At 71.1% G+C, this 20,544-nt stretch carries 20 protein-coding genes and 1 pseudogene; 3 read left to right on the plus strand and 18 right to left on the minus strand.

Annotated elements, in window-relative coordinates; translation table 11 throughout:
* The 16 genes from ispG to ACFY2Z_RS21845 form a co-directional block, all read right to left on the minus strand.
* Window positions 1–719, minus strand: a 719-nt coding sequence (ispG, locus tag ACFY2Z_RS21770) for a flavodoxin-dependent (E)-4-hydroxy-3-methylbut-2-enyl-diphosphate synthase (protein WP_390745748.1), incomplete at its 3' end; no start/stop codon positions are given.
* Between the two features lie 4 nt (window positions 720–723).
* Window positions 724–1,755, minus strand: a complete 1,032-nt coding sequence (gene hpnH, locus ACFY2Z_RS21775; protein ID WP_311694262.1) for an adenosyl-hopene transferase HpnH — start codon at window positions 1,753–1,755, stop codon at window positions 724–726.
* A gap of 5 nt (window positions 1,756–1,760) precedes the next feature.
* Entirely contained in the window at window positions 1,761–2,402 is a 642-nt protein-coding gene (locus ACFY2Z_RS21780) for a 1-hydroxy-2-methyl-2-butenyl 4-diphosphate reductase (RefSeq protein WP_390745749.1), read from the minus strand.
* Window positions 2,399–4,402 carry a squalene--hopene cyclase gene (gene shc / locus ACFY2Z_RS21785; protein WP_390745750.1) on the minus strand — a complete coding sequence of 668 codons (2,004 nt, stop codon included), beginning with the start codon at window positions 4,400–4,402 and terminating at the stop codon, window positions 2,399–2,401. The genes ACFY2Z_RS21780 and shc overlap by 4 nt, the downstream gene beginning before the upstream one ends.
* Window positions 4,403–4,589: 187 nt before the next feature.
* A complete protein-coding gene (locus ACFY2Z_RS21790; RefSeq protein WP_390745880.1) occupies window positions 4,590–5,726 on the minus strand; it encodes a polyprenyl synthetase family protein in 1,137 nt (378 codons plus the stop codon).
* 2 nt (window positions 5,727–5,728) lie between these two features.
* Window positions 5,729–7,174 carry a hydroxysqualene dehydroxylase HpnE gene (gene hpnE, locus ACFY2Z_RS21795; RefSeq protein WP_390745751.1) on the minus strand — a complete coding sequence of 482 codons (1,446 nt, stop codon included), beginning with the start codon at window positions 7,172–7,174 and terminating at the stop codon, window positions 5,729–5,731.
* Complete coding sequence (locus ACFY2Z_RS21800; RefSeq protein ID WP_390745752.1) at window positions 7,171–7,311, minus strand: DUF6380 family protein; 141 nt, start codon at window positions 7,309–7,311, stop codon at window positions 7,171–7,173. The genes hpnE and ACFY2Z_RS21800 overlap by 4 nt, the downstream gene beginning before the upstream one ends.
* On the minus strand, window positions 7,311–8,261 hold the full coding sequence (hpnD, locus tag ACFY2Z_RS21805; RefSeq protein ID WP_390745753.1) for a presqualene diphosphate synthase HpnD: 951 nt from the start codon (window positions 8,259–8,261) through the stop codon (window positions 7,311–7,313). The genes ACFY2Z_RS21800 and hpnD overlap by 1 nt, the downstream gene beginning before the upstream one ends.
* Window positions 8,258–9,160, minus strand: coding sequence for a squalene synthase HpnC (gene hpnC, locus ACFY2Z_RS21810; RefSeq protein WP_390745754.1), 903 nt, complete (start codon window positions 9,158–9,160; stop codon window positions 8,258–8,260). The genes hpnD and hpnC overlap by 4 nt, the downstream gene beginning before the upstream one ends.
* A gap of 364 nt (window positions 9,161–9,524) precedes the next feature.
* Entirely contained in the window at window positions 9,525–10,313 is a 789-nt protein-coding gene (locus ACFY2Z_RS21815; RefSeq protein ID WP_390745755.1) for an ABC transporter ATP-binding protein, read from the minus strand.
* Entirely contained in the window at window positions 10,306–11,235 is a 930-nt protein-coding gene (locus ACFY2Z_RS21820) for an ABC transporter permease (RefSeq protein WP_390745756.1), read from the minus strand. The genes ACFY2Z_RS21815 and ACFY2Z_RS21820 overlap by 8 nt, the downstream gene beginning before the upstream one ends.
* A gap of 97 nt (window positions 11,236–11,332) precedes the next feature.
* Window positions 11,333–12,205, minus strand: a complete 873-nt coding sequence (locus tag ACFY2Z_RS21825) for a glycosyltransferase family 2 protein (protein ID WP_390745881.1) — start codon at window positions 12,203–12,205, stop codon at window positions 11,333–11,335.
* A gap of 8 nt (window positions 12,206–12,213) precedes the next feature.
* Complete coding sequence (locus tag ACFY2Z_RS21830) at window positions 12,214–12,993, minus strand: CDP-alcohol phosphatidyltransferase family protein (protein ID WP_390745757.1); 780 nt, start codon at window positions 12,991–12,993, stop codon at window positions 12,214–12,216.
* Window positions 12,971–14,032: an iron-containing alcohol dehydrogenase family protein gene (locus ACFY2Z_RS21835; protein WP_390745758.1), complete on the minus strand. Its 1,062-nt coding sequence runs from the start codon at window positions 14,030–14,032 to the stop codon at window positions 12,971–12,973. The genes ACFY2Z_RS21830 and ACFY2Z_RS21835 overlap by 23 nt, the downstream gene beginning before the upstream one ends.
* Window positions 14,020–14,772, minus strand: a complete 753-nt coding sequence (locus ACFY2Z_RS21840; RefSeq protein WP_390745759.1) for a sugar phosphate nucleotidyltransferase — start codon at window positions 14,770–14,772, stop codon at window positions 14,020–14,022. The genes ACFY2Z_RS21835 and ACFY2Z_RS21840 overlap by 13 nt, the downstream gene beginning before the upstream one ends.
* Window positions 14,769–16,658: a DUF5941 domain-containing protein gene (locus ACFY2Z_RS21845; RefSeq protein WP_390745882.1), complete on the minus strand. Its 1,890-nt coding sequence runs from the start codon at window positions 16,656–16,658 to the stop codon at window positions 14,769–14,771. The genes ACFY2Z_RS21840 and ACFY2Z_RS21845 overlap by 4 nt, the downstream gene beginning before the upstream one ends.
* A gap of 421 nt (window positions 16,659–17,079) precedes the next feature.
* Between ACFY2Z_RS21845 and ACFY2Z_RS21850 the strand changes: the two are divergent.
* Together ACFY2Z_RS21850 and idi are read left to right on the plus strand one after the other, a co-directional pair.
* A pseudogene (locus ACFY2Z_RS21850) lies at window positions 17,080–17,325 on the plus strand (UDP-glucose 4-epimerase GalE); the annotation flags it as partial.
* A 356-nt stretch (window positions 17,326–17,681) separates the two neighbouring features.
* Window positions 17,682–18,275, plus strand: a complete 594-nt coding sequence (gene idi, locus ACFY2Z_RS21855) for an isopentenyl-diphosphate Delta-isomerase (protein ID WP_390745760.1) — start codon at window positions 17,682–17,684, stop codon at window positions 18,273–18,275.
* A 104-nt stretch (window positions 18,276–18,379) separates the two neighbouring features.
* On the opposite strand, the gene ACFY2Z_RS21860 is transcribed toward idi, so the two are convergent.
* Entirely contained in the window at window positions 18,380–18,889 is a 510-nt protein-coding gene (locus ACFY2Z_RS21860; RefSeq protein ID WP_390745761.1) for an ATP-binding protein, read from the minus strand.
* 283 nt (window positions 18,890–19,172) lie between these two features.
* Between ACFY2Z_RS21860 and ACFY2Z_RS21865 the strand changes: the two genes are divergently transcribed.
* Window positions 19,173–19,922 (plus strand): enoyl-CoA hydratase/isomerase family protein, encoded by a 750-nt coding sequence (locus ACFY2Z_RS21865; RefSeq protein ID WP_390745762.1) that lies wholly within the window; start codon window positions 19,173–19,175, stop codon window positions 19,920–19,922.
* Here ACFY2Z_RS21865 and ACFY2Z_RS21870 read toward each other — a convergent pair.
* Window positions 19,909–20,544 carry a DJ-1/PfpI family protein gene (locus ACFY2Z_RS21870; RefSeq protein ID WP_390745763.1) on the minus strand — a complete coding sequence of 212 codons (636 nt, stop codon included), beginning with the start codon at window positions 20,542–20,544 and terminating at the stop codon, window positions 19,909–19,911. The two genes, ACFY2Z_RS21865 and ACFY2Z_RS21870, sit on opposite strands and share 14 nt — an antisense overlap.

Below are 20,544 nucleotides of genomic sequence, written 5' to 3' on the forward strand. Positions count from 1 at the left end.
GACAGCAGCGCACCGAACGCGACCGCCGACTTGATCGTCCCCTGGAACGCCGGACCCGCCTCCGTCACACCCAGGTGCAGCGGATAGTCGCACCGGGCCGCCAGCTGCCGGTACGCCTCGATCATCACGACCGGGTCGTTGTGCTTGACGGAGATCTTGATGTCCCGGAAGTCGTGCTCCTCGAACAGGGAGGCCTCCCACAACGCCGACTCCACCAGCGCCTCGGGGGTCGCCTTGCCGTACTTCTGGAGCAGACGACGGTCCAGGGAACCCGCGTTCACACCGATCCGGATCGGCGTGCCATGATCCTTGGCCGCCTTCGCGATCTCCTTGACCTTGTCGTCGAACTGCTTGATGTTGCCCGGATTCACCCGGACCGCCGCACAGCCCGCCTCGATCGCCGCGAAGACGTACTTCGGCTGGAAGTGGATGTCCGCGATCACCGGGATCTGCGACTTCCGCGCGATCGTCGCCAGCGCGTCCGCGTCGTCCTGCGTGGGACACGCCACCCGCACGATCTGGCAGCCCGTCGCCGTCAGCTCCGCGATCTGCTGCAACGTGGCACCGATGTCCGACGTACGCGTCGTCGTCATCGACTGCACCGACACCGGCGCCCCGCCCCCGACCGCCACCGGCCCGACGTGGATCTGCCGCGACACGCGTCGCTCCGCGATCGGCCGGGCCGGCACCTCGGGGATGCCCAAGGAAACGGCGGTCACGGTCTCACCTGTCGTTTCCGGGGTTCTGGGCCATCGTCTCGCGCATGGCCCGCAGAGACTCCTTCAGGGAGCCCATGGTGGCCAGCACGGCGGTCGGCTCGTAGCCGCAGTGCGCCATGCAGTTGGCGCAGCGCGGGTCCTTGCCGCGGCCGTACTTGTCCCAGTCGGTCTCCTCGATCAGCTCCCGGTACGTCGGCACATACCCGTCGCTCATCAGGTAGCAGGGCCGCTGCCAGCCGAACAGCGAGTAGTTCGGGATCGCCCAGGCCGTGCACTGGAAGTCGACCTTGCCCTCGAGGAAGTCGAGGAACAGCGGCGAGTGGTTGAGCCGCCAACGGCGCCGGTTGCCGCCGGAGAACGCCTTCTTGAACAGCTCGCGGGTCTGCTCGACGCCCAGGAAGTGCTCCTGGTCGGGCGCCTTCTCGTAGGCGTAAGCGGGCGAGATCATCATCTCGTCCACCTGCAGGTCGTCGTTGAGGAAGTTGAGCACCTCGATGACGGTCTGCGGGGTGTCGGTGTTGAAGAAGGTCGAGTTGGTGGTGACCCGGAAGCCACGCCGCTTCGCCTCCTTGATGGCCTCCACGGCCTCGTCGAACACGCCCTCCTTGGCCACGGACTCGTCGTGGCGCTCGCGCAGGCCGTCGATGTGCACCGCGAACGCGAAGTACGGCGACGGCGTGAACTTGTCCATCTTCTTGCGCAGCAGCATGGCGTTGGTGCAGAGGAAGACGTACTTCCTGCGGGCCACCAACTGCCGCACGATCTCGTCGATCTGCGGATGCATCAACGGTTCGCCACCGGCGATCGACACCATCGGCGCACCGGACTCCAGCACCGCACCCACCGCCTGGGCCACCGGCATACGCTGCTTCAGCACCCCCGCCGGGTGCTGGATCTTACCGCAGCCCTCACACTTCAGATTGCAGGCGAAGAGGGGTTCCAGCTCGACGATGAGCGGAAACTTGTCCCGCCCACGCAGCTTCTGTTCGAAGAGATACGTCGCAACCTTGATGGACTGGCGCAGCGGCATGGCCATCTGGCTCACCTCCGGGGGAGCAACAAGGAACGGTGCCATTCGAAAAAAGCGGGAAGGACGGCACGAAGTACGCGGAAAGCTGATATTCCACCGCGCAAGGTGCCGATCCGGACGAGTTCATGTTCTGGAGCGTCCACGACCACCCGGACGGCCGCAACCGGGCGGGCGCCCGTGCGTACGGCGCCGTGCAGCGTGGCCGCGGACTCCATGTCGACCGCGATCGCGCCGGTCGCGAGCAGGTGCGACCGCTCCTGACCTCGGACGACATGGTCCGAACCGGTGAGCGGTCCGGTGTGGACCGTGCGCCCCGGGAGGCAGCGCACAAGCTCCTTGACGAGCAGCTCGGCGCCCACACACGGGGTGGTGCCGCGCGGATCCCGGGTCTCCTCGGCGACGACCAGGTCACCGGGGTGCATACCGGGGGCCAGCCCCGCGCAGAAGCCCGTGGCGAGGACGGCCGCCCCGGCCTGGTCCGAGTCGGCGAGCGCCCGGATGACCGAGCGTTCCGCCGCCCGGGGGCCCATACCCGTACGGAGCAGTGTGACGCGCCCGCCGGCCCCGCCGCGGTCGCCGCTGCGCAGGGCGAGGTGCTCGATGCCGAGCGCGCAGGCGATCAGCAGCGGGGCTGTGGCGGGCCTCTGGCTCATCTGCTCCCCTTGGCCTCGGCGAACGGCTCGCCGTGGACGTAGCGGCCGAGCGCAGTGAGCGGGAAAACCTGCCGGTAGAGGTGGTAGTTGATGGAGAAGTCCCAGGGGAAGCCGGTACCGGTGAAGTACGGCTCGTCCCAGGAGCCGTCCTCGTTCTGGGTCCGGGCGAGGAACTCGACGCCGCGTTGCACCGCCTTGCTCTCCGTCTCCCCCGCGGCCAGCAGTGCGAGCAGCGCCCACGCCGTCTGCGAGGCGGTGGAGGCGCCTCGGGCGCTCCACTCCCGGGCATTGTGGTACGAGCGCAGATCCTCGCCCCAGCCGCCGTCGTCGTTCTGCACGCGCTCCAGCCAGGCGACGGCTCTGCGGATCGCCGGGTGCGCCGCGGGCAGCCCGGCCGCCGTCAGCGCGGGTACCACCGAGCCGGTGCCGTACACGTAGTTGACACCCCAGCGCCCGAACCAGGAACCGTCCGGCTCCTGTTCGGCCAGCAGCCACTCGATGGCGCGCCGGGTGCGCGGGTCGTGGGAGAGGCCCTCGACAGCGAGCATCTCCACGACATGCGCGGTGACATCGGCCGACGGCGGGTCGATGACCTCGCCGAAGTCGCAGAACGGCAGCCGGTTGGGGAACGGGCTGGTGTTGTCGACGTCGAAGGCGCCCCACGCGCCGTTCTTCGACTGCATGCCGAGGTTCCAGCGCACGCCCCGCCCGATGGCCTTCTCCAGCCGTTCCGGATCGGGGTGGCCGACCCGGCGCAGCGCGAGGACGACCTCGGCGGTGTCGTCGATGTCCGGGTAGTTGTCGTTGTGGAACTCGAACGCCCAGCCGCCCGAGGGGAGTTGCGGACGCCGTACCGACCAGTCGCCGGGCCGGACGATCTGCTCGGTGAGCATCCAGTCCGCGGCCTTCACCAGCTGCGGATGGTCGGCGGGCAGTCCCGCGTCGGCGAGCGCGATGGTCGCGAGGCAGGTGTCCCACACCGGGGACTGACAGGCCTCGATCATCCGGGCCCCGTCCTCGCGCCACACCGCGAAACGGTCGAGCGAGGCGAGGCCCTCGCGCATCACGGGGTGCTGGAGGTCGTAGCCGATCAGGTGCAGGGCGATGACCGAGTACACCGCGGGCGGCTGGATACCGCCCCAGCAGCCGTCGTTCTCCTGCCGTTCGATGATCCAGCGGGCGGCGGCGTTCATCGCGGCCCTGCGCAGCCGGCGCGGGGCGACCTTGCGGTACTGGTGGAGCGCCTTGTCGAGCCGCTGGAAGACGCCGTCCCAGCTCACCACCGGGGCCAGGTCCCGGGCCGGGTTGGGGTCGTCGGGGTCGGTGTGCAGTTCGTCCAGCGGGAACGGTGCGGGCCGCACCGGGCGTTTCGCGGAGACGATGGTGAGCGGCACGATCGTCTGGCGGGCCCAGCATCCGAAGTCGTAGATGTTGAGGGGCATCCACTTCGGGAAGTAGATGAGCTCCGGCGGCAGCTCCGGCAGGTCCTCCCACTTCCACCAGCCGAAGAGGGCGAGCCAGATCCGGGTGAAGACACGGGAGGCGGCGATGCCGCCCTGCGCGCGAACCCAGGCGGAGGCCTTCGCCATATGGGGCTCTTCGGGAGCGTCCCCCGCCAGGCGCAGGGCGACGTAGGCCTCGACGGTGGCGGACAGTTCGCCGGGTCCGCCGAAGAAGGTGGCCCAGGTGCCGTCCTCACGTTGCTCGCCGCGGATGAACAGGGCGGCGGCTCGGGTGGTCTTCTCGTCGGAGATGCCCAGGAACTGACGGAGCAGCAGGTCCTCGGCGTCCATCGTGACGTTGGTCTCGAGGTCGCCCTTCCACCAGCCCTCGGCGTCCTGCCGCGCGAGCAGGAAGTCTGTCGCGCGCCGCATGGCGCGCTCGGCGGCGTCTCGAGTGCCGTCCGTCCCGGCCGCCTCCGGGAGCGGTACGTCGGTTTCGCTGGCCGAGGCTGCGCGGGGCGGCAGGGCTCCGGTGCTTCCGTCGGTCGTCGCTGTCATGGCTTCCCCTTCGTGCAGTCGTGCGAGTCGTGCTGCTGTGGGTCCGCCGTCGGCCGGTGGGTCTGCGCGGTGGGGCTCCCCCGCTCATGAGGTCCCCCCGGCTCGGACAGATCGGGAGTGGGGGGAGGTCAGGAGTGAGGGGAGGCACCGGCCGGCGACTACGCGAGGTGTATTCGACCGATATTGATCATCTCTTTCGTACGACGACGAAATCGGCGAGCGCCGTGAACTGCGCGCGCACCTCCTGGGGCATCCGGACCGAGGCCAGCGCCTCGACCGCGATCGTGTGCTGGCGACGCGCCTCCTCGGCGGTCCACTCGCGGCCGCCCGCCTCCTCGATGAGCGCGGCGCGCGCGGCGAACTCCTCCTCGGAGAAGTTCTCGAAGTCGCTGCTCTTGGCGTCCTCCGCGAGCAGCCGGCCGAGCCGCTCGGAGGCGGGTCCGCCGGCCGCCAGCGCGGCCACGACCGGCAGGGACTTCTTGCGCTGACGCAGATCGCTCCAGGTCTGCTTGCCCGTGGCCTCCGGGTCGCCCCAGATGCCGAGGAGGTCGTCCACGGCCTGGAAGGCGAGGCCGAGGTGGTAGCCGTACTTCTCCAGGGTGTCCGCGGTCGCGTCGTCGGCACCGCCCAGGACCGCGCCGATGGACGAGGCGCAGGCGAGCAGGGCGCCGGTCTTGTTGCCCTCCATCTCCAGACACTCCGCGACGCTGACCCGGTCGCGGTGCTCGTAGGAGATGTCCTGTGCCTGACCGTCGATCAGTGCGCGGGAGGACCTGGTCAGACGGCGGGTGGCGCGGCCGGCCTCGACGGTGCCGAGTTCCAGCAGCACCTCGTTGGCCAGGGCGAACAGCGCGTCGCCGACGAGGATGGCCTGGGCGGGGCCGTGCACCTTCCACACGGTGTCGCGGTGGCGGCGCTGTTCGTCGCCGTCCATCAGGTCGTCGTGCAGCAGCGAGAAGTTGTGCACCAGTTCCACCGCGACCGCGCCGGGCACGCCGACCTCGGGGTCCTGGCCCGCGGCCTGGGCGGAGAGCAGGGCGAGGGCGGGACGCACGGCCTTGCCACCGTCGCCGTCCGCGGGGTTGCCCTCGGCGTCGATCCAGCCGAAGTGATAGGAGGCGACGGTGTTCATGGGCGGTGCCAGGCGGTCCACTGCCTCCCGCAGTACCGGGGTGGCCAGGGTCCGGCCGCGCTCCAGGAGCGCGGCCACGTCCACCGCGGTCTCTCGAGCGGCCTTCTCGGCCGGGGGCACAGTGGGCACAGTCTCTCCTCTTGTTGCGATACCGGGGGTGCGGGAACCGGTTCCGTGCGCGGGGACGCTCATGTTCATGCCGCCTCCTCGAAGAGGTCGGGGAGGTGGGCGCCTGACCGGCCCAGGGCGTCCAGCGCGGCGCCCGCCGCGCCGACACCGCTGCGGACGGCACTCTCCATGGTCGCGGGCCACCCGGTGGCGGTCCACGCTCCGGCCAGGTAGAGGCCGGGGGCCTTGGTGCGGGCGCCGGGCCGCAGCCGTCCGACGCCGGGGCTGGGGGCGAACGTGGCCGCGCGCTCCCGGGTCACGAAGAAGTCCCTCACCTCGGCGCCGCGGGCGGCCGGCAACAGCCGTTCGAGCTCCGGGAGATAGCGCTCGCGCAGCACCGACACCGGCTCGTCGATCTCGTCCTGGGCGGCCGACTGGGACAGCGCGAGGTACTGGCCCTCTCGCAGTCCGGAGGCCTCGGTGCGGTCGAAGACCCACTGCACCGGGGAGCCGAGCGCCGCGAAGAAGGGGCGGCCGAGCACCTTGCGGTCGTAGACGACATGGACGTTGAGGATCGGCGCCGTGCCGATCTCGAGCAGTCGTTCGGGGGCGTCGAGGGCTCCGGCGGGCAGCAGATCGTGCGCCTCGCGCTGCGGTACGGCGAGGACCACGGTGTCGGCCTCGATGTGCTCGCCGGGAACCTGAACGCTCCAGCCGCCGTTTTCGTCAGGGGAGATGGAGGTGACGCGTGTACGGACCTCGATACGGACGCCCGCGGAGTCGAGCGCCTTGCGGGCCAGCCGGTCGTGCAGTTCGCCCAGCGGGACGCGTGCCCAGCCGATGTCGGCCGCGCCCGGGTCGGACAGCAGACCCGTCTTGAACACCATCGCGGCGAGCCCGAGCGAGGCATCGCCGGCCACCGCGTTGAGGGTGGCGACCCCGACCAGGTCCCACAGTGCCTCGATGGCACGCGCCGACTGACCGTGCGCGGCCAGCCAGCTGCCGAAGTCCTGCGTGTCGAGCGCTGAATCCGTGAGGTCCAGTGCGCGGAGCGCCAGTGCGGCACGCCCGACTCTGGCGCGCTCGGCGAGGGAGAGATGGGGGTAGGTGGCGAGGCTGCGTCCGAGGTGCAGGGGTACGGGCAGCGCGTCGCGCCGCAGTCTGCCGAGCCGTCGTCCCGGAGCCCGGTCGGCGTCGAGAACGGGCACGTCGAGACGATCCTGCAGGGGAGCCAGCGCGGACGCGTCGATGCGGTCGAGGAACCAGCGGTAGGCGGTGCAGCACCGCAGATAGACGTGCTGGCCGTTGTCCACGGTCAGCTCGCCCCGGTGGAACGAGAAGGCGAGACCACCCAGCCGCGGCCGTCCCTCCAGCAGGGTGACCCGCACTCCGGCGTCGGCGAGCGCCAGCGCGGCCGTGATCCCGGCGAGTCCCCCGCCGACCACGACGGCGGACGCCCCGGAGGCGGACGGCGCCCCGCGGTGACCCGGCCTGTCCGCAGGCGGGCCGTCCGGCTGTGTGGCCTCGCTCATCGTGCTTCCTCCCCTGCCGGTTCGCCGTGTTGCTTGAACGATGCACGGCGGACCGTCGCAGTCAGGGACGCCGCGCCGCACCGGAGGGTTGCCTGCCGTTTTTCGCCGGTGGACTCACCGTTCAGGGGACCACCCATCAGCCGCGCCTCCTGACCATGCGCCGGGAGACGTTCCGGGCGTCGAGACCCGACAGTCCGCGCACGGCGACGTACGCCTTCTCGCGTCCCGGCAGCGAGACCCGGCCGCGCAGCACGGCCTCGGGCTCACGCTCGATGCGGTCGAGGAGCCGGCGGTAGATGCCGGCCATGGCGGCGACGCAGGCACCACTGCGCCGGTCGAGCAGGGGCAGCAGCCGGTAGCCCTCGGCGAAGAGCGCACGGGCCCGGCGCACCTCGAAGTGCACGAGACCGGCGAAGTCGGAGCCCTCGGGCGGGGTCGGTCCGGGGAAGCCGGCCGAGCAGCCGAACTTGGCGAGGTCGTCTGCGGGGAGATAGATGCGTCCGCCCTCGGCGTCCTCGCGGACGTCCCGGAGGATGTTGGTGAGCTGCAGCGCGAGCCCCAGCGTGTCGGCGTACTCCGGCGCGCGCTCGGCGCCGGGGGCTCCGGGCTCCGTACCGAACACACCGAGCGAGAGGCGGCCGATGGCCCCGGCCACACAGCGGCAGTAGACCTTCAGGTCCTCCCAGGTCTCGTAGGTCTCGCCGCGGACGTCCATGAGCACGCCGTCGATGAGTTCGTCGAGACCGCCGAGCGGGATCGGGAAGTGCGAGGCGGCGTGAGTGAGGGCGACGGCGACCGGGTCGGTGTCGTCCTCGGCCACCTTGCCGTCCCGGACGCGGTCCAGCAGCGCCCGGGTCTCCTCCAGCCGCGCGGTCTTGACGTCGGCGGCCAGCGCGCCGTCGCCGATGTCGTCGACCCGCCGGGAGAACGCGTAGAGCGCCGACATCGCACGCCGCTTGGGCGTCGGCAGCAGCCGGATGCCGTAGGCGAAGTTGCGTGCCTGCTGCCCGGTCACGGCCTCGCAGTAGCTGTACGCGGCGAGTACCGGCGGGGGCACGTGCTGTTCCGACTCCACGCTCCGGATCACCCCTCTCCTCGCAGAGTCACGCCCACCTCGCGCAGCAACCGGAGCTTGCCGGGCTTGGGCGGGCCGGAAAGTACGTCGTATTCGGCGGCGGCGATCGCGCCGATCGCCGCCCTACCTCCCGCCACGAAGCCCGCAAGCAGCAGCCTCAGCCTGCCGTGGACGCTACCCACAAGGGGGACGCCTTCATTCAGGAGATCGCGGGCGCGTTCCGCTTCGTACGCGACCAGCGCGCGCACCGATGCGCCGGTTGCGTTCATGGCGAGATCCGTCTCCTGGACATGGAAGCGCTTCATGTCGGCGGCGGGCAGATAGATCCGGTCGCGGCCGAGGTCCTCGGCGACGTCCTGGAGGTGCTCGACGATCTGCAGAGCCGTGCAGATCGCGTCGGAGCGCCGGATGCGCTCGGGGGTAGCGGTGCCGGTGACGCCCAGGACGAGCCGGCCGACCGGGTTGGCGGACAGTTCGCAGTAGGCGAGGAGGTCGTCGTAGGTCTCGTAGCGCTTGACGAGCTGGTCCTGGCGGTTGGCGGCGATCAGGCCGAGGAACGGCTCGGGGGTGAGGCCGGCGCGCCGGACGGTGGGCTGGAGGCGGCGCAGCAGGGGGTGGCGCGGGGTCGCGTCGAAGACGCGGTGGAGATCGGCCTCGAAGGCGTCCAGAAGAGTGAGGCGGTCCTCGGCCTCCTCGGGCGACACGCCGAGAAGACGGGCGTCGGCGCCGCCGGGGGCGAGGTCGCCGTCACCGATGTCGTCGACGAGGCGCGCGAAGCCGTAGACGGCCATCAGGTCGGCGCGCCAGGCCCGGGGCAGGAAGAACGGCGCCACGGGGAAGTTCTCGCCCGCGGCCTTGTCGAGGGTGGCGCGCTCCGGGTCGCCGGTACGCGTCGTCCCGGCTTCGGTCACCGCTCGCCGCCCGGCGCGGAGACGGCACATGCCTCGCGGAGCTGGAGACTTTCCGTAGCCATTGCCGTCACATCTCCCGTTCTACACTGCCGACCCATTACATCCTATTTCGGACACGCCGCCCCGCCGTCCATGCAGCGCGGCAGGTAGGGGGGTGTAGGGCATTATCGCCCCAGTTGCCGCGAATCAGCACTGGTACAGCTTACGTTGTACAACTAACTGAGCCCCGGCGGGGTGTCCTGCAGATCACAACAACACACCGATTGGCGTCAAGATTCCTAAGGCCAAACAGAGTTGGCCTTTCCTTTGCAGTCGTGGGGCCCGGCCGAAACGCTCCGGCCGGGCCCTCGATCATTGGGCGCTCTTACTTGCCCGTGAACTTCTCGTACTCCTTGAGGACCTCTTCGGTCGGGCCGTCCATCCGCAGCTCACCGCGCTCCAGCCACAGGACGCGGTCGCAGGTGTCACGGATCGACTTGTTGTTGTGACTGACCAGAAACACCGTGCCCGCCTCCTTGCGCAGCTCCCGGATGCGGTCCTCGGACCGCTTCTGGAACTTGCGGTCACCGGTCGCCAGGGCCTCGTCGATCATGAGGACGTCGTGGTCCTTGGCGGCGGCGATGGAGAAGCGGAGCCGAGCGGCCATGCCGGAGGAGTAGGTGCGCATCGGCAGGGTGATGAAGTCACCCTTCTCGTTGATGCCGGAGAAGTCGACGATCTCCTGGTAGCGCTCCTTGATCTGCTCGCGCGACATGCCCATGGCGAGACCGCCCAGGATGACATTGCGCTCGCCCGTCAGGTCGTTCATCAGGGCCGCGTTCACACCGAGCAGGGAGGGCTGGCCGTCGGTGTAGACCCGGCCCCGCTCGGCGGGCAGCAGTCCGGCGATGGCGCGGAGCAGGGTGGACTTGCCGGAGCCGTTCGATCCGATCAGCCCGATGGCCTCGCCGCGGTAGGCGATGAACGACACGCCCCGGACCGCGTGCACCTTGCGCACGCCGCGCGCCGCGTCGTCGGAGCCCCGCTTGAGGATGCGGCTGAGCGCGGCGGTCGCGCTGCCCTTGCCGGTCTTGGCGCCGTTGACGCGGTAGACGATGTGCAGCTCGTCCGCGATGACGGTGGGGATCCTGGCCCCGGTGTTCTGCTCAGCCACGGCCGTACCGCTCCTCCGCCTTCCAGAAGTACACGAACCCGCCGACGAAGACGACCACCGCCCAGAACAGCGCGATGCCCCAGACGTGCGGCGGGAGGTTCGCGGCACCGTAGTTCTTGATGAGCGCGAAGCGCATGAGGTCCATGAAGACGGCGGCCGGGTTCACCTGCAACGCGCGGACCACCCATTCGGGGCGTCCGACGAGCATGTTGTGGATGGAGAACATGACGCCGGACATGTACATCCAGGTGCGCAGGACGAACGGCATCAGCTGCGCGAGGTCCGGGGTCTGGGCACCCAGCCGCGCCACGATCAGGGCGAGGCCCGTGTTGAAGAGGAACTGCAGCGCCAGGACCGGGACGATCAGCAACCAGGACAGGCGCGGGTAGCTGCCGAATCCGACGGCCACGGCGAACAGCACGATCATCGAGAACAGCAGCTGCTGGAGCTGCTGCAGCGCGAACGAGACGGGCAGCGAGGCGCGCGGGAAGTGCAGGGCGCGCACCAGGCCCAGGTTGCCGGAGATCGCCCGGACACCGGCCATGATCGAGCTCTGGGTGAACGTGAAGACGAAGACACCCGTCACCAGGAAGGGGATGTACGTGTCGTGCGACATGCCCCGGCTGGCCTTCAGGATCAGCCCGAAGATCAGGAAGTACACGAACGCGTTCAGCAGCGGGGTGGCGACCTGCCACAGCTGACCGAGCTTGGCCTGGCTGTACTGGGCGGTGAGCTTCGCCTGGGAGAAGGCGATGATGAAGTGGCGCCGCCCCCACAGCTGGCGGACGTAACTGACGAGTCCGGGCCGGGCCCCGCTCACCGAGAGCCCGTACTTGGCGGCCAGCTCGGCCGCGGTCAGCCCGTCATCGGGCGACGGTCGGTCGCTCAACGCGACACCGCCGTCGTGCGTTGTCTCACTCACAGATTGGCAAACTCTCCGTTTCGGGATGCGCGGCCTGCCCGCGCACGGATGGGAGCCGGGACATGGGTCCCCCCGCTGTTTCCGACTATCGAGCTTGTCAGATGACCGGAGGCCGGCCCAGTCGGGTCAGCCGCCACACCGTACGCCACCGCATGGGGCGCCGAGGGCCGCACGGCGTCGTCCAGCCCTCCTTGAAGCCGCCGAACCACGCCTTCAGGGCGGCCCGCGAGGGCCGGCGCAGCAGCGTCAGCAGCATCCAGACCCCCAGGTAGACCGGGGCGAGGACGGCGGGGAGGTTACGGCGGGCCAGCCAGACCCGGTTGCGGGCGACCATCCGGTGGTAGACCGCGTGCCGGGAGGGCGCGGTCGTGGGATGGTACAGGACCATGTCCGACCGGTAGTCGATCATCCAGCCCGCGTCCAGGGCCCGCCACGCCAGGTCGGTCTCCTCATGGGCGTAGAAGAACTCGTCCGGCAGTCCGCCGACCTGGGCGAAGACCTTCGTACGGACCGCGTTGGCGCCGCCCAGGAAGGTGGTGACCCGGGAGGAGCGCATCGGGTCCGAGGCGCGCAGCCGCGGCACATGGCGGCGCTGGGTCTCGCCGGTGTCGGGGTCGGCGATACGGAAGCTGATGATGCCGAGGTCGGGGTCCGCGGCGAAGGCCTGGCGGCACAGCTCGGCGGTGTCGTTGCGGGCGAGCAGGCCGTCGTCGTCCAGGAAGAGCAGGACGTCCACCTGGGTGCCGCCGGGCCCGAACGCCTCGATACCGACGTTGCGGCCGCCGGGGATGCCGAGGTTCTCGGGCAGCTCGACGGTGCGGACGCCGTCGGGGACGTCCGGGACGGGCGAGCCGTTGCCGACCACGACGACCTCGACGGTGTCGCCGTCCTGCTTGGCGACCGAGTCGAGAAGGGCGCGCAGCTCGGCGGGGCGGTTGCCCATCGTGATGACGACCGCCCCGACCTTTATGCCGCCGCTCACTTCAGCCTGCTGGAGGCGAGGATGGACACGAGGTGCAGCAGGGTCTGCAGAAGCGCGATGCCCGCCAGCACGGCGACACCGAGCCGGGAGAAGAACAGGTCTCCCCTGACCGAGTCCACGATCGCCAGGACGAGGATCAGCAGGGACGCCTCGATCCCGAGGACCAGACGGTGGAACTTCAGCGCCGAGGCCGCCCTGCGGGCCAGCGCGATGCCGGACGACCGCGGCTCGGCCGCCGCCTCCTTGACCGGCGGCAGCCCGCCCTGGTGCCGGGCCACACCGACGAGGTCGGTCTCGGCCTTGATCAGGACGGCGCCGAGGGCGGCGAGGGTGCCCAGGAAGGCCCACAGCCAGTCGATCCGCCCGGGGCCCCACAGGTCCGCGGCGCGCAGACCGAAACCGACCAGCACCGCCGCGTCGCACAGATACGCTCCGACCCGGTCCAGGTACACACCGCCGAGCGAGAACTGCTTCTTCCAGCGTGCTATCTCGCCGTCGACACAGTCGAGGAGCAGGTAGAGCTGGACCATCACCACGCCGAGCACGGCGCCCACGATGCCCGGCACCAGCAGGGCCGGAGCGGCGAGGACGCCGAAGACCGTCATCAGATAGGTCAGCTGGTTGGGCGTGACCCTGGTGTTGACCAGGTAGCGGTCGATGCGCAGCGAGACCTCACGCATGTAGAGGCGTCCCGCCCAGTGCTCACCGCTGCGCCGGTCCTTCACCCCGGCGGGGTGGACGACGGGCCGGAGTTCAGCTACCGATGGCCTTGACATAGTCGACGTAGGTGTCCTTGATCTGGTCGGTCTTCAGGTCGAGGTGTTCGAGGATCGTGTAGCGCCCGGGCCGGGTCTGCGGGGCGAACTCCACGGCCCGGACGAACTCGTCCACCGTGAAGCCGATCTCCTCCGGCAGCACGGGCAGCCCGTGCCGGCGCAGCACCTGGACCATGTACGCCGACTCCTCGTGCGCCCCCCGCAGATACATCGCGAAGGCCGCGCCCAGCCCGCACTGCTCGCCGTGGGCGGCCGCGCGCCGGGGGAACAACAGGTCGAAGGCGTGGTTGATCTCGTGGCACGCGCCGGAGGACGGGCGGGAGTCCCCCGACACCGACATGGCGATACCGCTGAGGACCAGCGCCTCGGCCAGCACCTGGAGGAAGTCGTTCTCGCCGATGCCGCCGGGGTGGCGCAGCACCGCCTCGCCGGCCTGCCGGGCCATCGCCGCGGCCAGACCGTCGATCTTCTCGCCCGTGACGCGGTTGGCCAGCTCCCAGTCCGCGATCGCGGAGATGTTGGACACGGCGTCGCCGATGCCCGCGCGCACGAAACGCACCGGGGCCTCACGGATGACATCGAGGTCGATGACGACCGCGATCGGGTTCGGCACACCGTAGGAGCCGCGGCCCGCGTCGTTGTCGAGGGTCGCGACCGGCGAGCACAGTCCGTCGTGGGCGAGGTTCGTGGGGACGGCGACCAGCGGCAGGCCGACACGCGCCGCGGCGAACTTGGCACAGTCGATGATCTTGCCGCCGCCCAGGCCCACGAGCGCGTCGTAGTGGCCCGCCTTCATGTCGCCGGCCAGCCGGACGGCGTCGTCGAGGGTGCCGCCGCCGACCTCGTACCAGGTGGCGCCGGGCAGGCTGGGGGCGAGCCGCTCACGCAGCCGGGCGCCGGAGCCGTCGCTGACGGCTACGGCCAGTTTGCCCGAGTGCGAGATCCGCTCGTCCGCGAGCACGCTCGCCAGGTCGTCGAGGGCACCCGGGCGGATGTCGACGACGACCGGCGAGGGGATGAGCCTCGTCAGTACCGGCACGCGATCTCCCGCCCCCGAGCCAGGTCGTCGTGGTTGTCGATCTCGACCCACGGCACATCGCCGATCGGAGCGACGTCGATCTTGAAGCCGCGGTCGACCAGTTCCTGGTAGCCGTGCTCGTAGAACTGCTGCGGGTCGGTCTCCCACACGGTCTTCAGCGCGTCGGCCAGCTCCCCGGCCGCCTCGCCCTCGATGAGGGTGACGCCGATGTACTCGCCGGTCGCCTCGGACGGGTCCATCAGCTTGGTGATCTTGCGGACGCCCTTGTCGGGGTCCACGACGACCTTCATCTCCTCGTCCGCGAGCTGCTTCACCGTGTCGACGGCGAGGATGATCCGCTTGCCGTCGCCACGGGCCGCGAGCAGGGTCTTCTCGACGGAGACCGGGTGCACGGTGTCGCCGTTGGCGAGGATCACGCCGTCGCTGAGGGCGTCACGGCCGCACCACAGGGAGTAGGCGTTGTTCCACTCCTCGGCCTTGTCGTTGTCGATGAGGGTGAGCTTCAGGCCGTACTTGCGCTCCAGGGCCTCCCGACGCTCGTAGACGGCCTCCTTGCGGTAGCCGACGATGATCGCGACCTCGGTCAGACCGACTTCGGCGAAGTTGCCGAGGGTGAGGTCGAGGACGGTGAGGCTGTCCTCTGTACCCGCGGGCCCCACCGGCACCAGAGCCTTGGGCAGGGTGTCCGTGTAGGGGCGCAGACGCCGTCCGGCGCCGGCCGCCAGCACGAGGCCGATCATGCGGGTTCTCCTTCGTCGTGTACGGCGGGTGCGCCACCCTTGTGGGCGGCCACCCAGAAGCGGATGCTCTCCACGAGCACCACCAGGGCCACGCAGACGGCAAGGACCGTGAGCGCGACCTTGAACTGCTCAGCGGTGAGCAGCGCAGCCAGGACCGTGACCACCAGGGTCCGGCCTTCGTGCCCCCCGACCGCGCGGACCAGCATCCGCGGCGGCGCGCCGGCGTCGCCGCGGATGCGGTACACCGTGTCGTAGTGATGGTAGGCGACAGCCGCCACCAGCCCGAAAGCCGCGGGTAGCGCTCCGTTCACCCCGGCTTTGGCCGCCAGTACCAGGACCGTGCCGTATTCCGCGGCCCGGAAGAAGGGCGGGACCAGCCAGTCGAGGGGGCCCTTGAGGGGCCGCAGTACGGCGAGGGCGGACATCACCACATAGCCGACGGCGCACAGGACGCTCTGCCAGCCGGCGCCCCACAGCAGGGTCGAGGCCACGACCAGGACCCCGCCGGCGAGGGCGAGGTACGGCGCCGCGCGGCGGGTGGTGCCGCGGGCGGAGCGCAGCAGCAGTTCGACGAGGGGGCCGCTGTCGGTGAGGTCGGCGAGCGCCCGCGCGGCCCGGTCGGTCCGCTTCGCCTTGCGCGTGAGCGAGCGCAGCACACGGCCCGCCGTGGTGTAGGTCGCGGCGAAGGCACAGCCGATGAGCAGCACGGTGAAGGTGATACGGGGGGTGGTGGCCGCCGTCAGGACGGCGATCAGCGCCCAGCGCTCACCGATCGGCAGAACGATCATCCGGCGCACCCACACCGTCCAGCCGACGCTGTCGAGCCGGTCCGAGAGGGCGGCGGTGGGGCTGGTGTTGGCGGTGGCGGCGGCGTCCCCGACGTTCGCCTCGTTGAAGGCGAAGTCCACGACGTGCCGGCAGGTCTGCAGGACCATCGCGCCGAGGGCCAGCGCCCATACGTCGTCGCCGCCGCGGGCGGCGCCGAGGGCGAGGCCCGCGTAGTAGGCGTACTCCTTGGCACGGTCGAAGGTGGCGTCGAGCCAGGCGCCGAGCGTGGAGTACTGCAGCGAGTAGCGGGCGAGCTGGCCGTCGGTGCAGTCGAGGACGAAGGACAGGATCAGCAGGACGCCCGCGGCGATGAAGCCGCCGCGGCTGCCGGTGGCCGCGCAGCCCGCCGCGATCAGGGCGGTGAGCAGCGAGGCGGTGGTGACCTGGTTGGGGGTCAGGCCCCGACGGGCGCACCAGCGGGCGAGGTAGCGCGAGTAGGGGCTGATGAAGTGCGTGGTGAAGAAGCCGTCGCGGGCCTTCACGGCGCCGCGCAGACGTACGGCCTCGTCGTCGACGGAGGCGACGGCCTGCCGTGCCTCGTTGCGGGTCTGCGGGTCGGTCGGGACAGCCGCGACCAGCGTGCCCAGCTCGGGGCGGTGGACCGCGACGCCGTCGGCGTCGAGTGCCTCGGTGAGGCGCTCGGCGAGGTTGTCGGCGACTGCGACGGCGTCCGTCCACTCGGGCTGGTCGCCCTGGTCGGGCGACGCCGGGAGCGGGGCGGAAGCCGAGAGCGTGGTGTGTGCGCCCCCGGCCGCCGCGGAGTTCTCACGGGCCAGGGCACGGGTCAGCGCCTGCCGGGCGGCGGGCTGCGCAGTGACGGCACCGGGCACGGCGGCGGCGGGGAAGCGGGGGTCGGTCAGACCGAGCCGCAGCGCGTGCTGATGTCCCACGAAGCGGCTGTCGACGATCGCGACCCGCTGGTCCGCCGGCACGGCGGCGAGGAGCGTCTCGGCGTCACCGGCGTCGGTGGCGACCCGCACGTCGAAGCCGAGGGACCGCAGATCGCCCTCGAGCGACGATCCGGGAACCGGCTGTCCGGTGAGGATGGCGGTCGACAGACGAACTCACTCCCTGAGGCCCGGCGCGCACGGGCGCCGGTCGTGTGTGTGGTGTGGGGCGCACCCAGGGCGGGGCCGGGCGGCATGTCGGCAGAGGCTATCGGATACCGGGAAGGTGGTGTTCACCGGCCGTTCATGGACTGATCAACCCGGTCTGTATGTCCGCCGCAGCGATCATCATCGACGATCGGTGCGGCGCGCAACACACCGCGGTAACGGACCTACCCATTCCCGGCATCGCGCCCGCACCACGACCGGACACACCGGGCAAGACACCTTTACCCGGACACCCGGCCGCCGGACAAGCGGCCGCACCTCGTGCCCCGGGCCCACGGCGACCGGGGCAGGTGGCGGGTTCATCCGGGCATAGGGTGAGGGCCCATGACATGGCTGATCACTGGCGGGGCCGGTTACATCGGGGTTGAACGTCGGCCGCGGCGAGGGCGTGTCGGTGCGTGAGCTGGTCACGCTCATCGGCGAGGTGACCGGCGACACCACGGCGCCGCTCGTCGAGCCGCGCCGCCCCGGTCACGCGCCCCGTGCGGTCGCGTCGTCCGCGCTGGCCGGGCGGGAGCTGGGCTGGAGCGCCCGGCGCGGGGTGCGGGAGATGGTGGAGTCGGCGTGGCGCGGCTGGCTGTTGCACCACCCGGAGGCGAACGGCGGCTGAGCGGCCGTACGCCGGGGGCAGCCACGCGCGCGTGAGCGGTCGTGAGGCGAGCCGCGCGCCCCTACGCGGCCGCGCGCCGTGCGGCGAGCCACCGGCGCGACCGGCGGGCGCGCGCGCCGGATGCAGGGCGCGCGCCCGGGCGCCGGCCACCCGGAGCGCACGGCGGGGGCGGTTCCCTCTCGGTGGCACCGGGCACGATCACGATCAGGTATCCGGCCGCGTCCGGCGTCTGTTCCCGGTGGATCGCAGGGCCCGGCCGGACCGGCCGGTGGGGACATGCGGGGACTCAGGAAGTGCCGGGAGTGCCGGATTCGTACGGCAGACTGGGGACTGGACAACCGATGCTAAGGATGGGTATGCCGATCACACCTGCCACCGCGGCGCACCGTTCGTCGAACGGCACCGCTGACGCGATCCTGCTGGAGCTGGTCGACGAGAACGGCACCACGATCGGTACGGCGGAGAAGCTCGCCGCCCATCAGCCGCCCGGACAACTGCACCGCGCGTTCTCGGTGTTCCTCTTCGACGAGCACGGTCGGCTGCTGCTCCAGCAGCGGGCGCTCGGCAAGTACCACTCCCCCGGTGTCTGGTCCAACACCTGCTGCGGCCACCCCTACCCGGGCGAGGCCCCGTTCGCGGCGGCGGCCCGGCGCACGTACGAGGAGCTGGGGGGCTCCCCGTCGCTGCTGGCCGAGGCGGGCACGGTGCGCTACAACCACCCGGACCCGGACTCCGGCCTGGTGGAGCAGGAGTACAACCACCTCTTCGTCGGGCTCGTGCAGTCTCCCGTGCGTCCGGATCCGGAGGAGGTCGGGGCGACGGCTTTCGTGACTCCCGGAGAGCTTGCCGAGCGGCACGCGAAGGACCCGTTCTCGTCGTGGTTCATGACGGTCCTGGACGCGGCGCGGCCGGCGATCAGAGAGCTGACGGGACCGTCCGCGGGCTGGTGACCCGGGGCCGTCCGGCCCGCGGGTCCGGGCGGGCGCCCGAAGCCGGTGGGAATGCGGCGCCCTGGCGGCGAGGTGTCGACTCACCGCCACGGTGTGGGTCCGGGTCACAGGAACCGTACGGGTTTGAGTGGGAGCGCGGCCCAGATCACCTTGCCGCCGCTCGCCGTGTGCTCGACGTCGCACACCCCGCCGGCCTCCCTGGTGACCTCGCGGACCAGCAGCAGCCCCCGGCCACCGGTCTGTCCGTGGTCGGCCTCCAGCGCGCTCGGGCGGTAGGGGTGCTCGTCCTCCACCGAGACCCGCACCCACTCCGGGCCCACGGCGACCTCGACGGCGAGCATCGGCGACAGCAGCGCCGCGTGCCGCACCGCGTTGGTGACCAGTTCCGAGACGATCAGCAGCAGAGCGTGCACGGTGTCGTCCGAGACGGGCACGCCCTGGCGGGCGAGCAGATCCCGGACGGCGTGCCTGGCCTGCGGCACAGAGGCCTCCACGGCGGCGGCCGTGAACCGCCAGACCCCCTCATACGGCAGCGGCGCCGACGGCCGTGGACCGTCCGGCTCGTTCCCGCCGCGGTCAGGGCGCGGGTCGGCCCCCCGCCCTCTGTTCTCCATAGCCCGGTCTCCACCCTCGCGCTCGATTGTCACCACGCGTCGAGTGTTGGGAATGCACTGGTCCGTCCCGAATGACTGAACACAAGTCAGCGGGTATCGACGACATTTTGACCGTTGGTGCATGACACAGTCGTCTGCGTGACCGCTCCTGCCCTGCCCCGCACCGCCTTCGGAACTCTTCGGGTTGTACGGGTTCGGGAGCGGGACCCCGGGCGGCGCGGTGCCGGTCGGCCGGGCACCCTTCGTGACCGGGCCTCAGGGAGGTGCGGATAGCATCCGGCCCATGGAGCCGCAGTTGCTGCACCGCGTCACCGACGGAGTCGCGACCGTCGTCATCCACCACCCGGCCAAACGGAACGCGATGACGGCCGGCATGTGGAAGGCGCTGCCACCGCTTCTCGAGGGACTCGCGGCCGACCCGGCCGTCCGGGCGCTGGTGCTCACCGGCGAGGGCGAGACCTTCTGCGCCGGGGCCGACATCTCGACTCTGCGGGAGTCGTCGGAGCCGGCGCAGAGCCTGGCCGTGCTGGCCGAGGAGGCGCTGGCCGCCTTCCCGAAGCCGACGCTGGCGGCGATCCGCGGCCACTGTGTGGGCGGCGGGTCGCAGCTCGCGGCGGCCTGCGATCTGCGGTTCGCGGAAGAGGGCGCGCTCTTCGGGGTGACGCCGGCCAGGCTCGGGATCGTCTATCCGGCCTCCGCCACCCGCCGGCTGGTCGCACTGGTCGGTCCGGGTACCGCCAAGTACCTCCTGTTCTCGGGCGAGTTGATCGACGCGGAGCGGGCGCAGCGCACGGGGATGGTCGACGAGGTGCTGCCCGAGGGCGAACTCGACAAGCGGGTGGCGGAGTTCACCCGCGTCCTGGTCTCGCGCTCCCAGCTGACACAGGCCGCGGCCAAGGAGTTCGCGAACGGGCGCACGGACCGGGAGGCCTACTGGGCGGAGCAGGCCCGCACCGGCGGCGACACCGCCGAGGGCGTCACCGCGTTCCTGGAGCGCAGACCGCCCCGGTTCACCTGGACTACGTCAGGGTGAAACGGCTCTTGGTGCGGAACTCCTCGACGAGGTGCGCGGGCGCCTTCTGCGGGGACCCGGCGTCGTAGGGCGGCTGCGGATCGTACTCGGTCAGCAGTTGTACGGCTTGGGCGTGCTCGTCGCCCGCGATCCGGCCGAGCAGGGCGAGTCCCATGTCGATGCCGGAGGAGACGCCGGCGGCGGTGACGTACTTGCCGTCGAACACGACGCGCTCGCCCGTGGCCTCGGCGCCGAACCGCGCCAGGAAGTCCAGGGCCAGCCAGTGCGAGGTGGCCCGGCGCCCGGTGAGCAACCCGGCGGCGCCCAGCAGCAGGGAGCCGGTGCACACGGAGGTCGTCCAGGTGCTGGTGGCGTCGGCGGTGCGCAGCCAGTCGAGGAGCACCTCGTTGTCCATCTGCGGGGTCTGGCCGGGACCCCCGGGAACGACCACGACGTCGGGCGCCGGCATCTCGGCCAGGGTCCGGTCGGCCAGGAGCCCGAGGGCTCCGGTGTCGCTGCGCACGGGTCCGGTCCGCTCGGCGACGAACACGGTCTCCGCGCCGGGGAGCCGTCCGAGGGTCTCGTAGGGGCCCACCGCGTCGAGGGCGGTGAAACGGTCGTAGAGGACGATCGCGATCTGCAT

This window comes from Streptomyces sp. NPDC001222 (assembly GCF_042896945.1).
Taxonomy (GTDB): Bacteria; Actinomycetota; Actinomycetes; order Streptomycetales; family Streptomycetaceae; genus Streptomyces; species Streptomyces gibsoniae.

Bases quoted from the DNA above. Each gene is read 5' to 3' on its own strand.
- hpnH (WP_311694262.1), bottom strand. From the start codon at position 1,755: ATGGCCATGCCGCTGCGCCAGTCCATCAAGGTTGCGACGTATCTCTTC.
- ACFY2Z_RS21780 (WP_390745749.1), bottom strand. From the start codon at position 2,402: ATGAGCCAGAGGCCCGCCACAGCCCCGCTGCTGATCGCCTGCGCGCTC.
- shc (WP_390745750.1), bottom strand. From the start codon at position 4,402: ATGACAGCGACGACCGACGGAAGCACCGGAGCCCTGCCGCCCCGCGCA.
- ACFY2Z_RS21790 (WP_390745880.1), bottom strand. From the start codon at position 5,726: ATGAGCGTCCCCGCGCACGGAACCGGTTCCCGCACCCCCGGTATCGCA.
- hpnE (WP_390745751.1), bottom strand. From the start codon at position 7,174: ATGAGCGAGGCCACACAGCCGGACGGCCCGCCTGCGGACAGGCCGGGT.
- ACFY2Z_RS21800 (WP_390745752.1), bottom strand. From the start codon at position 7,311: ATGGGTGGTCCCCTGAACGGTGAGTCCACCGGCGAAAAACGGCAGGCA.
- ACFY2Z_RS21830 (WP_390745757.1), bottom strand. From the start codon at position 12,993: ATGTCAAGGCCATCGGTAGCTGAACTCCGGCCCGTCGTCCACCCCGCC.
- ACFY2Z_RS21840 (WP_390745759.1), bottom strand. From the start codon at position 14,772: ATGATCGGCCTCGTGCTGGCGGCCGGCGCCGGACGGCGTCTGCGCCCC.
- idi (WP_390745760.1), top strand. From the start codon at position 17,682: ATGCCGATCACACCTGCCACCGCGGCGCACCGTTCGTCGAACGGCACC.
- ACFY2Z_RS21860 (WP_390745761.1), bottom strand. From the start codon at position 18,889: ATGGAGAACAGAGGGCGGGGGGCCGACCCGCGCCCTGACCGCGGCGGG.
- ACFY2Z_RS21865 (WP_390745762.1), top strand. From the start codon at position 19,173: ATGGAGCCGCAGTTGCTGCACCGCGTCACCGACGGAGTCGCGACCGTC.
- ACFY2Z_RS21870 (WP_390745763.1), bottom strand. From the start codon at position 20,544: ATGCAGATCGCGATCGTCCTCTACGACCGTTTCACCGCCCTCGACGCG.